Annotated in this window: 12 protein-coding genes; 3 read left to right on the forward strand and 9 right to left on the reverse strand. The window is 52.8% G+C overall.

The window, feature by feature from the left end; all coding sequences use genetic code 11:
- Positions 1-25 precede the first annotated feature (25 nt).
- The 9 genes from O1722_RS22870 to O1722_RS22910 form a co-directional block, all read right to left on the reverse strand.
- Positions 26-211 carry a hypothetical protein gene (locus O1722_RS22870; RefSeq protein WP_001196016.1) on the reverse strand — a complete coding sequence of 62 codons (186 nt, stop codon included), beginning with the start codon at positions 209-211 and terminating at the stop codon, positions 26-28.
- Between the two features lie 23 nt (positions 212-234).
- Entirely contained in the window at positions 235-429 is a 195-nt protein-coding gene (locus O1722_RS22875; protein WP_013094846.1) for a hypothetical protein, read from the reverse strand.
- 73 nt (positions 430-502) lie between these two features.
- Positions 503-1156 carry a hypothetical protein gene (locus O1722_RS22880; protein WP_006812468.1) on the reverse strand — a complete coding sequence of 218 codons (654 nt, stop codon included), beginning with the start codon at positions 1154-1156 and terminating at the stop codon, positions 503-505.
- A 6-nt stretch (positions 1157-1162) separates the two neighbouring features.
- Positions 1163-2761: a hypothetical protein gene (locus O1722_RS22885; RefSeq protein ID WP_033487011.1), complete on the reverse strand. Its 1599-nt coding sequence runs from the start codon at positions 2759-2761 to the stop codon at positions 1163-1165.
- On the reverse strand, positions 2739-5333 hold the full coding sequence (locus O1722_RS22890; protein WP_015570084.1) for a CS1-pili formation C-terminal domain-containing protein: 2595 nt from the start codon (positions 5331-5333) through the stop codon (positions 2739-2741). Before O1722_RS22890 ends, O1722_RS22885 begins: the two co-directional genes overlap by 23 nt.
- A 6-nt stretch (positions 5334-5339) precedes the next feature.
- Positions 5340-6017 carry an EcpB family pilus assembly chaperone gene (locus tag O1722_RS22895; RefSeq protein ID WP_032668886.1) on the reverse strand — a complete coding sequence of 226 codons (678 nt, stop codon included), beginning with the start codon at positions 6015-6017 and terminating at the stop codon, positions 5340-5342.
- Positions 6018-6062: 45 nt separating this feature from the next.
- A complete protein-coding gene (locus O1722_RS22900; RefSeq protein WP_003860995.1) occupies positions 6063-6686 on the reverse strand; it encodes a common pilus major fimbrillin subunit EcpA in 624 nt (207 codons plus the stop codon).
- A gap of 227 nt (positions 6687-6913) precedes the next feature.
- The gene (locus O1722_RS22905) at positions 6914-7384 is read right to left on the reverse strand and encodes a hypothetical protein (protein WP_017383656.1); all 471 of its coding nucleotides are present in this window, start codon (positions 7382-7384) and stop codon (positions 6914-6916) included.
- An 18-nt stretch (positions 7385-7402) separates the two neighbouring features.
- On the reverse strand, positions 7403-8215 hold the full coding sequence (locus O1722_RS22910) for a winged helix-turn-helix domain-containing protein (RefSeq protein ID WP_015570087.1): 813 nt from the start codon (positions 8213-8215) through the stop codon (positions 7403-7405).
- 374 nt (positions 8216-8589) lie between these two features.
- On the opposite strand from O1722_RS22910, the gene O1722_RS22915 reads away from it, so the two are divergent.
- The 3 genes from O1722_RS22915 to O1722_RS22925 are packed head-to-tail and all read left to right on the forward strand — an operon-like array spanning position 8590 to position 12427.
- Positions 8590-9174, forward strand: coding sequence for a fimbrial protein (locus O1722_RS22915; RefSeq protein ID WP_017383657.1), 585 nt, complete (start codon positions 8590-8592; stop codon positions 9172-9174).
- A gap of 52 nt (positions 9175-9226) precedes the next feature.
- Entirely contained in the window at positions 9227-9919 is a 693-nt protein-coding gene (locus O1722_RS22920; protein WP_015570089.1) for a fimbrial biogenesis chaperone, read from the forward strand.
- Between the two features lie 15 nt (positions 9920-9934).
- A complete protein-coding gene (locus tag O1722_RS22925; RefSeq protein WP_100151275.1) occupies positions 9935-12427 on the forward strand; it encodes a fimbria/pilus outer membrane usher protein in 2493 nt (830 codons plus the stop codon).
- Positions 12428-12437 lie beyond the last annotated feature (10 nt).

Raw genomic sequence — 12437 nt, forward strand, 5'->3', positions numbered from 1 at the left:
GCCATGCGTACAACGTGCTTCTCGCTTAGGCGCTGAAGAAACCGCCGATGAAGCCGCCCACCAGGCCGAACACGCCGCCGATGGTGCCGCCCAGCGCGCCTAACATCTGGCTGCCCGCGTTATAGCCCGCGCTTGCGCCCTGAATAGCGGCAGCAAACGGATCCCAACCACCGATGATGGCCTGTGCTTTTTTGAAATCGATAACTTGCATGAGTCTTTTCCTGTTAACGTGAATTAGTTGTAGCTACCAACCAGCGCACCCAGGAAGCCCATTGCGCCACCCAGAATTCCGCCAACCACACCGCCAACCATGCCCATGATGCTTGCGCCGGTGTCGTAACCCAGCTGTGCACCTTTAACCAGACCAGCGAACGGGTTTAACGCGCCACCGATAATGTCTTTCGCTTCTACGAATGAAATCGCTTTCATTTTTATCTCCTGTAGTGATGGATCTTTAGCATGATGCTAAAGGCTAATTTCCTTTTATGAAGGAAAGCGGTTGCTACGGGCAGGTGGTAAGCGGAATGATTTTATTGCCATAAATAATCATCCGCCTTGCAGCCTGCCCGGCATTATCTATTTCCAGCCGTTGCCCCGGCGGAATATATTTTGAATTGTTGTATTGCGTACTGCACCCGACCGAGGAAACATATTTAAAATAGGTATTCCCGGTATTACTCACCACCCCGTTGCTAAACGCATAATCAAAATGTCGTGTCCATGGACGGACAATCAAAATAGCCTCAAGCGAGACCACCACATCCGACTGGATGCGCTGGCCTTTGCGCGTGATAACCTTTGCCTGGAGCGGCGTCTCGGTGAATTTTACGCGATAGTATCGCTCTTTGTTGTCATGCGGGCCGGTATAATAAAATTTAAAACCCGCGCGTTCACCGCTCCCCAGCGTTAATTGCTTAGGCGAATACATGACTTCGCCATCTTTTATTTCGGTTTCTTTTCCCTTCTCTTTAGGAACGTCTACCTGAATAAGCGAAACGGTATAATTCTGACGCTCGCTGGTATCGTTTTTTATCGGCTGAAAAACAACTTCTCTTTCGGGAAGAAAATCAATATTCAGACTTTCGATAATTAAAGCATTTGCCCCTGTGGAAATGAAGCAATTTATTGCAAAAATAGCCAGGAATTTTCCAGTCATGGTTGATTAATTCCAGGATGCGCTAACATCTATTCTTCCCTGCGCGGTCACTTCGCCAAACCAGCTATTTCCGTCATAGGTGGTTTTCGATACCGGATTATCCATAACGAACTGGAGGACCAGCGGTGTTTTCCAGAGCCACATATCGGTCACGCCGGAACTCATTTTGTCCCACTCTTCCGCATGGGTGGCCGGTGCCGGGATCGACAGTACTTCGCCTTTACAGTTGTGCGCCATCAGCGTCTGGCTTTTCCCCACCAGCACGTTGCCCGGAATGGGAACCGTGAAGCCGTTGCCGCTAAAGGCGCAGTAGTCCACCCCATCAAGGCTTTGGGTAGGCCCGGTTACTTTTACCGTGACCGCAATCGCCGCATCTTTTTGCGCCCCGCTGTAGGTGATGGTGTAGGGGATCTCAATGGGCGCTTCGCCGATAATGCCTTTCCCGGAGCCGCCCAGACCGTCAGGATCGAGGGTGTAATCCGGGTTGTCTGGCACAATCTCCAGCCCGGGCTCGATAGGGTTAATCACCAGGCCGCCCCCCGGCTGGAAGCAGAAATCCGCCGCCAGCGAGCTGTTGCCGGGCGTCAGACACAGGCTGACGATATTGCCAATGTTGCTGCCGTCCCCCGCCTGCGCCACGCTCAGAATTAACGCTTTCGGCAAAAAGATTTTAAGGGACGCTTTGCCGCCGTTTTTCTGCGGCGCTGCAAGGAAGGTGTTCGCCAGGACACGCGTATCGCTCAGGATACCGCCGGAGATACTGTACCAGGTGTTTTCATCGAAGGTCAGCTCGGCGGCAAGCCCGGTGCCGCCGCTCATGTGCGATTGCAGCACGCTGTTGACGCGGGAAGAGGTGAGCGCCAGCCCCCCGTTGTAACCGGAGATGTCCTCCCCAACAAACGTGTATTCGAGCAGGTCGCACAGGACGCCAGAGACCGTGTTGCGGGTGTATTTGGTGCAGGTGGCCCCCGTTGATCCATCGACAATCGTCACCTCACCGCTGATCGGATCAATCCCCAGGTTAAGCGCCCTGGCGTTGGTCATGGTCAGCGTGCCCACCTTGTGAAGCGTATTGGTGGTGGTCACTTTGTTGATGGAGCTGATTTGCGGCGTGGAGGTGATGGTCACTTCATCCCCTGGCGCGGCGTTGAGCAGATAGTTAAAGAACGGATCGCCCAGTACCCAGCGCCCGTATGACGTGCCGGGCTCCATCACCGGCGGCTTAACCACCATCGACGTGTCGGTATAGCTGGTCGTCGGGGTGTACCCCGTGTTGCCGCAGGACGAGGAACACGCCGTCCCTTTGAAGAACGGAGAGGCGCTGGAACCGGTCACCGAAAAGTCGATGGTCAGCGCGCTGCCTGCCGGACCGCTGTAGCTGTTGTCCGGGATGTAAGTGGCGATACCGTTATTCGTTTTCGCACTCAGGGTCGGCCACTCGCGCGAACCGTGTAAAAACGCGGTCGACGTGCTGTTCAGACTAAACAGCCCCGCGCTGTTTCCCGTACCGTTATTGTCCGGGTTATTAATGGCGAAATAGGGCAGCTCCTGCGCCTGGGCCGCCGCGCTCATCAGCAGTAAATTAAGAGCGAATATCTTTTTCATCGTCACGTTCCTGCGTTCCTTTTGCTTCCTGCCAGACGAAATCGCCTTTGTCGCAGGAGATGTCCCCGAGCCACAGCGCACCGCGGTTAGACTCGATGTCCAGGCGCACTTCGCAGACGCTGTCGTCCGGCGTGGCGATACTCAGGACAGGGTTGTTCTTATCAACGTCGATCACGAAGCGTCCGTCGTTTTCCGTCCGGGTCAGCCCGACATGGTTTTTGATCTGCATGGCGCCAACCGGGGCCCCGTTTGCATCCACGAGACGACCAAACAGGGTGACGATTTTCTTCACCTGCGGCTTCATCACCACGGTATTACCCGGATAAACCGTGATATGGCGACGCGCATTCGCGCCAATCTCATAGCTTTCCGTACCGGTTTCACTGTTCATCACTTCCAGGTCATAAGCCTGGTATGCCGGCAGCGACAGCCAGGTCTTATCCCCTTTGATGCGTTCTGCCCGGCCGTTAAGCTTCAGGGTCAGCGCTTCATCAGATTTGAGACCGGTACTGACAATCACCCCTGCGCTTTCGGTGCCTTTCCCGGCGGCGATGGCCTCTTTGGACCAGCCCACGCTGCCGTCACTGGTCAGCGTGGAGTTCCAGCCTTTACTCATGCCGCTCTGGACGCTGAGGATGTTGCTGTTCCACGGCGTGTCGAAGTTCACGCTGCCGCCGCCGCTTACGCTGCGATCCTGGCGGCTGTTAAAGGCTTTCGAGACGTTGGCGGTAGCCGATTTCAGGTAATCGCCCTCAAACTGGCGGCTGGCGCTGACGTTCAACGCCGTGCCGGTATCGCGATTGTGGGAAACGCCAACCGACACGGTATTGCCGAGCGGTATGGCGAAATCGAGCATTACGTAACGATCTTTCTCTTCGTAATACCCGTCGTATTTGTTGCGCGACATCCCCACCCGCAGGCGCGCCGTACCGTAGCGACCGGCGTATAACCCCTGGGAGTAGTCCAGCTGATAGCGTTTATAGCGATAGAGGTCGTCTTCCTGACGCATCAGGCTCAGGTTGCCTGCCGAGGGCAGGCCGAATGACGGCAGGCTAAAGGAGGCGCCCCAGGTGTTGCCCTTGCTCTCATAGATATCCAGGAACTTGCCGCTGGAGAGCTGTTCATGGGAGTACCACACCGAGCCGATCTGCCACGGCAGGCTGAGATTCGCCCCATAGTTGGCGCGATACGTTCCGTCGGAGGCGGCCATGGTCTGGGTATTCACCGAGAAATAGCCCGTCAGGTTCAGGGAGGCCCACAGCTCGCTGACGATGTGTTCCCGCATCATGTAGGTAGAGGCGTTCCAGTCGACCATCCCGCTGCGCTTGCTGAACGAGGCTCCCACCAGCGACATGGTGTCTTTATGTTTGGTGTCGTAATCGTAGTAGTAGGTGTTATCCTGCTCGTTTTTGCGTTTCGCGTATTTTTTATAATTGACGACGGATTTATCGCGGCTATACATCCCGCCCCACATCTGCCAGCGCAGCGTTTCCGACACGTTGCTGGAGAACGGTTTATTTACGGTGTACATGCTGCGCGACACGGTGCGGCTTCCGCTCACCACTTCAACTTCGACGCTGTAGATCCCGTAGGGCAGGCTGCTGGTGTCAATTTCATGGTTGCCGACGTCAAAGCGCTGAATGCCGATAAGCTGCCCGTCACGACGAATACGGGCCTCGCCCGCCGTGGGAAAATAGACCACCACCGGCGTCAGAGAGAGCGTGTTATCGCGCTTGCGGGAGTTGGCCTGGTTGCCCATGGAAACGCCGTAGACTTCACCGCCGGAAATCCCGCTGACGCTCGCCAGAGACTGCATCGCCCAGCCGTTCAGCATGCCCGCGGCGTAGCGCATCCCCTGATAGTCGCGCTCCCACATAACCGCGTTCATCTGGGTATCGCTGCTGTTCTCGTTGACGTAGCCAGAGCCGTCGATCAGGACATGATCGACGCCCATTGAGATCCAGTTTCTCGCGTTCAGATAGCCCGACGACCAGCTGTCACCGTAGCCGCTCTCGGTGTGATACGCTCCGAGGTTGTAGGAGAACGTGCCGCTCAGGTCGTCAGACTCCGGCGCATCAATGTCCACCTCACGCGGGCGAATATTCACCCCGTAGTCGCTCTGCGACAGATTCAGCAACAGGCGCATTTTTTTCTGATCCAGTTCGAACGCCGAACCCGCGCTAACCGGAATACGCATCTGGTCATCAAACTGCTTATCGTTAATGCTTTGCAGTAACGCCCGCATCTCTTTTGACAGACGAATGCCGTTATCAGACTCCTGGACCTGAACATCCCTCAGCCCCAGCTTCAGATCTTTTGCAAAGAGCGTCACGTCACCGATACGAACATATTCGTTCGCCGTGCCTTCGTGGTTCCCTTGTTGTGCTGAGTGTGGACGCGTATTCACCAGATAGACGGGAATTTTGATCCCCTGCTCCAGCAGTGCATAAAGCGAGTCGGGAAAACGGTAATTAGCGATAACCACGGAGCTTGAGGCTGCATGCGCAAGCGCGGGCAGCGTGCCGGATGCGCAAGCCATCATCACCGGCAACACTAATTTATTTTTCACCATGCATCCTTACTTAACAGGAATGAACTGTTTCAGGTCCCATATTCCGAGATGAAAATGGTTATCCGTAACGTTGATATCCTCGATAGCGCGCGAGGTCTCTGGCATCAGGTAGAAGTTTTTGCTACACGGCGTGCCGGGGGATTCCGGATTCGGCTTCAGGCAGGTCCCGGTCGCATTGACGCGAAACGAGGTGTTCCCTTTATTGGTTATTTTTCCCGCCACATAGACGAAATCAATCTTCTTATTCCGGGGCTGAACCACCAGAATGGTGCTCACCACCGCACGCGTCATCCCGGTGCCGTTTTTTGGCGAACCGCTGTCCACCTCTTCGCTTACCCCTTCATCCGTGAAGGTAATGCGGTAGTAACGCTCTTTGTTATCGGCGTTCCCGTGATAGTAAAATTTGACGATATTGCTGGTACCGGCGGGCATTACCATGCGCGTGGGCGTCAGCAACAGTTCGTCCACTTTCTCCGGATTAATGACGATCCCTTCATCCATTGGGCTGCTGATCCGCTGTGCGCGAACAGAAACAATACGCACGCTGTCTGCTTCGTTTTTTATTTCCTTGGCGGTGGAGTCAGCATCCGCAGAAATAATGGTGGTGACTTTTCCCACATTAATGGCCAGCGCGGAGGAAGAGATAAATAATAAAAATAAGAAGGTGGATTTGAGGTTAAACATGCTATTTCCCTAAACAGGGGCTTGCGCCCCTGGATCGATCAGGCCTTAGCCCCAGGTTGCGCGGAACGCAACAGACACGGTCCCTTCCCACAGGCTGTTGGTCAGGTCTTTGAACTCTTTCGCAGTACCCGCGTTGTCCTGAGCGGAGTCAACGTAGAAGACGAATTTGTCCTGGCCGGTAATTTCGGTATCTGCCGCCGCGCCTGCGCTGGTGGTCAGGTTCCACAGGCCAGAAGAGACGCCGGTGTTAGAAGAAGAATCAACCAGCGTGGTCCATGCGGTCGATTTCGCCCCCACGGTGCCACCGATAGAGCCCAGGTCGTTACCGCCCCAACGCGCACCCACTTTCAGCTTGGTCGCTTCACCACCCACGCTGAACAGCGTGTTGTTTGAATCGTCGAGGATAGCTTCGAGTTTGAAGCTGGTCGCCGTAGAGTGATCGCCACGGATAGCCACATCAAACAGACCGGTATCGGTGTTGAAAGATTTGGTATTGGCGCTGTAAACGAAGTTCAAAGCACGCGTTGGCGTAACAACCAGATCGGATTCGCTGTCTTTGGTCGCGGTTGCCTGCCAGGTGGCAGAAGCCGTCGTTTCAGCTGCATTAACTGCGCTCAGGGCAGAAACAGACAGCAGGGAGCCCAGAACGATAGCGTTCAGTTTGTTCATTTATTTAGTCCTTCAAAAAAGAATCCACGTGTATAAAAAGGGGAGCCCCTTTTTCGAGGCGGAGTATAGACAGCCGCAAAATAACGAGGCAATACAGAAAAATTCACTCGACGGAGAGTAACAATAAAAATATAAATAAATTTCTCGTATCTTATTGTTACGTATTGAGTAAATTACTCAATTTCCCGAGTAATAGATAAATATCGATTTTTCAATAAAGAGAAATATCAGGACGTCGGGACAGCCACACACATCATTACAGGCAACACCAGCCCCTTAATTAACCACGCATGTTTTTTTACGCTGGTAATATAGAAGAAGTTGATATTATCAAGTAACATTTCGTTTACAACGCCATCCGGCGCCGCATCATCTTCAGATTTATTCAGCTTTTTATCCTTAATATAAAAGATATTGCTGCCGTCGACTTTTTCCACGCTGAGCGTGTAATTTCTGTCAATCAGGTAGCTTTTGCCCTCTTTCTTGAGTACGCCTTTATGAATAACCGTCACAACATCTTTGTTGTTAAACAGGAAAAGCGTGGTTAGCGACATATCGGTTGACTCACCCGTGGAATAGGTTTTCCAGGAAATGGTATCTGACTGGCAGCCAAACCCCTCATCCTGCGTTCTGGTAAAATAGACCCATAACAACGCGATGACAGACAGCGCCAGTACGATACTGAACAGTACACTCATTTTAGTCCTTGACATATTTTAACTCCCGGTCAGGCTTCTGTAAGAAATGCAGTTCTTATAATCGTCGATACTGTCCTGCTGATAACAGATGGCCAGGAAATAATTTTCTATCTGCGACTTTTTAAACCTGGAATAGTAAGCATCTGCAACCTGATGCTGACAGTCGATATGTTGACTGGCGATGACCTCTTTTACGTGATTAAAGTAGTGCTGTCGCGGCTGATACATATTCTTATCGATCAGGTATATCGTACACCTGTCCACTTTACCGAGCAGATGCATATCAGAATCTTTCAGGCTCTCGGCATAGGAATCCCGTTGGTGCAACAGTAAAACAGCGGTGCCGGTAACAATAATCAGTAATAACGTGCAGAGAGAAATAAAGAGTCTGTGCAGCGATATTATTTGTTTAGGCGGATCGGCATCTTTCTTATGCGCTAGCGTATCGAATGCTTCAGAGGCAGATTCTTCACTAAGCGTTGAAATAACCGGCGGCCTGACCGTGTGGTGTTCAATATGCGCGGCAAGGCTAAATCCCTTGCCACGTATCGTTTTTATCAGTAAAGGGTCGCATCCTAATGTACGAAATGCTTTTCTGATTTCACTTATGGCAACATTCAGACTCACCGAAGAACCAGAGAAACCATGATCCTCCCAGACCTTCTTTATCAGGTCGTCTCTGTCGAGTGTTTTACCATTATTGATGATAAGTTCATAAAGCAGACGACCCGCCTGGTTAGATAACTTAATGGATGACTCTTCCTCTCCATTAATCATGATCATACCGGTGTCGACTTCATAAAGCATTGTAAGATCAATGAGATACTTCATATTATTATTACGCCATTGTTAAATTTTTGTGCATTTGCCAGGCAATAATAAGTCTAAAGTTTGTGTGGTCAAGTCGCGTGATATTAATTGAGAGATGAATTCATAAAGCTTCATTAATTAACGATTATTAAAGCATTAATAAAAATCTTCGAACCAACGTATTTAGGTTAAAACATTAAAAAAAACATACTGACAAGATTATAATCTTAAACTTTAGAAGTTATTGGAATAATGTTTTGTTATGTACTTTTTTAGTGCAACATAATATCGTCAAAGCATTCTCCCGAGTCGCCATGCGTCTAGCCGGTACATCAGGGACATGTGTAGCCGATTAACATTCATTTTAAATAACACAAATCTTCATGGAGTTTATCATGTTCAAATCGATCATGACCGTATCACTGCTGGCCGCCGCTATTGCCTCTACCAGCGCAGTGGCCGCAGACAATTCGGCGGGTGGTATCATTAACTTTACCGGCGCTATTACCGATACAACCTGTACCATTAACGGTGGTAAAAGCGCGGACTTTACCGTTGCGCTTTCCCCTATTTCGGTAAAAGATGCGGGCACAACGGTTGGCCTGATCACCCGAAATAAAAAATCTATTGCGCTGACATTCTCTGGTTGCTCACCAGCAGCCGGAACGACCGGTACCCCGCTGAAAGTTTATTTCTCCAGCGCGGATAATATTTCCACTGACGGTAAATACCTGCTGAATAACAGCGTGAACGAAAGCGATGCCAGCGTGGCACGTAATGTCGGCTTTGCGTTAGTGGAGCCAGGTTCGTCTACGCCTATTACCCTGAACCAGCCTTACACGACAAATATTATGGGTACAGCGACCGCGCCAGATTCCGAAACGCTGACGCTGGACGTTTATTACTATAAAACAAACGCCGCTGCCGCCACCGTGGGCGAGTTAAGCTCCAACGTAACGTATACCATTTCCTACCTGTAATAGTGATTATTCAGGCTCTGTTTTCGCAGAGCCTGTATTTAAGGTTGCAATCATGCGCAAGGCAATTTTGCTGGCAGGCTTACTGCTAAGCACGGGTCACTCATGGGCCAATATTGTCATTAATGGCACCCGTGTCCTTTATCCTGAAAATAACAAAGAGGTGATCGTCCAGTTAATGAATACGGGCGATGCGCCGGCTCTGGTACAATCCTGGATAGATGACGGTGATATTAATTCCACGCCGGAAACAGCCAATGTGCCGTTTCTGTTGTCGCCGCCGGTGATAAAGGTTAACGAACATAATGGTCAACAGCTTCGTATTAAAAAGCTGCCGTCCAGCTTGCCTGCGGATCGCGAATCCGTCTTTTTCCTGAATGTCCTCGACATTCCGCCCAGACCTGAAAATCTGCAAAACCAGAATACCGTTCAGCTGGCGATTAAATCCCGTATCAAACTTTTTTATCGGCCCGCTGCGCTGAAAGGCACGCTGGATGACGCGGTGGCGAAACTGACGCTCGCCGCCGACGGCGATCGCTTTCGCATTACAAATAACAGTCCGTTCCATATTACGGTCGCCAATATTTCGCTGGGTAAAACGAAATTGCTCCAGGAGTCCCCGATGGTTTCCCCGTTTGGGCAGCTGACGGTCGCCGCCAAAAATACGGTTAAGCGCGGACAGACCTTCCAGCTGATGTATGTGGACGATCTTGGCGCGTATAAAACCCGGACTTTCACCAGTCAGTGATCGGAAAGACTCACCATGAAAATGAAACAAAACAGACTCTGTCTGCTGGCAGTCTGCACGCTTCTGCTTTCGCATAAATCAGGGGCCGTCTCGTTTGATCCCTCCCTGCTTGCTGGCGCATCCGGTGAGTCCGATCTGTCTCGCTTTTCCGAAAACAACGCCATGCCTGCCGGCAGTCAGGAGATGGATATCTACGTAAACGGCAGCTGGAAGGGACGTTATACCGTCATCTACGGCGAGCAGCGTGACGACATCCGCCTTGCCTGGAAAGATGCCCGGTCGCTTGGCATCAACACCACGTCCGTGCCTGCGCCCGCCATTGCGCACGGGCAGGTCCAGCTGCGCGATCTGGTTCAGGGCGGTGAAGTCAAAACCGATACCAGCACCCTGAGTCTGGCGCTTACCGTTCCGCAGGCGGCCGTGCAGCGTACTGAAGAAGGTTACATTGCCCCCCAGTTCTGGGACGAGGGGATCCCGGCGCTGATGCTCTCGTGGAACACGACCTGGTACAACACCCGCGCGAAAGGCACTGCGAATGACACAAATGATGATTTTTATGCCGGGCTGGATTCCGGCGCCAACCTGTTCGGCTGGCAGTTTCGCGACAGCAGCGCCTGGCGGAAAACCGCCAGCGGAGAGAGTAGCTGGCAGAATAATACCCGCTACCTGCGCCGTCCCCTGGCCTCGCTGAAATCCAACCTGACGCTGGGTGACTTTTATATTCCTGGCGATCTGTTTGATTCCCTGCGCGTGCGCGGCGTGTCGCTGGCGTCGGATATGAAGATGCGCCCAAATTCACAGCAGGGTTTTTCACCGGTGGTTCACGGCGTGGCACGGACGAACGCCCTGGTGAAAGTTATCCAGAATGGCAACGTGATCTATCAGGAGAACGTGCCGCCGGGCCAGTTTACCCTCGACAGCATTCAGCCTACCGGCTCCGCGGGCGATTTGCTGGTGGTGGTGCGTGAAGCGGACGGTTCACAGCAGTCCTTCACGGTGCCGTTTTCCGCCGTGCCCGGGATGCTAAAAGAAGGGGTGAGCCAGTACAGCGTAGTGGCGGGTAAAGTGCATCAGAACACGCTCGATGCCGAACCCGCATTCATGCAGGCCACGCTGCGCTACGGGTTTAATAACCTCATCACCGGGTATACCGGGACGATTATTAGCGATAACTACCAGGCCGGGCTTGTCGGTACCGGGTGGAACCTTCCGTTTGGCGCGGTTTCGTTTGATGTCACCCACGCCAAAACCACCCTACAGGATCGCACCAGCAGCGGTCAGAGTTATCGCGTGTCGTACAGCAAATTTATCGATACCACCGCCACCAACTTCACCCTGGCGGCCTATCGCTATTCCACTAAAGGCTATTACAGCTTCAGCGACGCGCTCTATTCGCGCGAAGGGTATCAGCGCCTGAGAGCGCAGTACGACGACTATGAAGATCGGTTTGGCGTTGCGCCCGACATGTCGCTAAGCACCTGGGACGCCCTGCGCGCGGCGCAGCCCAAGAAAACCTTTACGCTTAACCTTAATCAGCGCCTGCTCAATAACTGGGGCACGGTGTTTGTCTCCGGCACACAGCGCGATTACTGGAACTCACAGCAAACCACGCGCGAATATCAGATGGGCTATTCCAACGCCATCGGTCGCGCCAGCTATACCCTGTCGGCCAGCCGGGTACGGAACAGGGACAGTGAAGAAGAGACGCGCCTTTACCTCTCCCTCAGCCTGCCGTTCTCGCTGTTTGATAATAATGCGTGGATCACCTCCAGCCTGACGGCCAGCGATTCGCATTACGAACAGAGCAATATCAGCATGAGCGGGAACGCGCTGGCGTCGAACCGCCTGAGCTATACCCTCTCCGGCAGTAATGCGCGTGGGGGTAAAAATGCGGCAAGCGTTAACGCCGCGTACCGTTCGAACTTCGCGACACTCGGTGGCTCTTACAGCGAATCCTCCGACTACCGCCAGACCGGGCTCAGCGGGCGCGGAAGCCTGGTGGCCTACCCGTGGCACGTTCTCGCCTCAAACGAAACCGGCACAACCATGACTATCGTCGATGCGCCAAAGGCGGAGGGACTGATGGTGAACGGCGATGAAAGCATTATGACGAACCGCGATGGCGTGGCGCTGGTCCCTTACGCCACCCCGTATCGCAAAAACGCCATTACGTTAACTGAAACGGAAAACAGCGCTGGCGCGGAGGTGATCGGCAATATGGCTAACGTGGCTCCTTACGACGGGGCGGTGAGTTATATCCGCTTCGACACCGATAAGCGCCAGTCATGGGTACTTCATGCGACGCGCACCGACGGCAAACCGCTGCCCTTTGGCACTGAAGTGCTGGATGAACACGGTGGATCTGTCGGGTATGTCGGCCAGGCCAGCGTACTGTATATCCGTGCTGAACAGCCGCCACGCGCGCTCAACGTGCATCTCCGCAGCGGAAAGTGCGAAATCTCCTCCCCGGCCTGGGGGCTGAACAGCCCCTCATCGGTTTGCCATTAATTACGGATTA

The sequence above is a fragment of the Enterobacter cloacae complex sp. HYC003_NIDB genome, assembly GCF_056673375.1.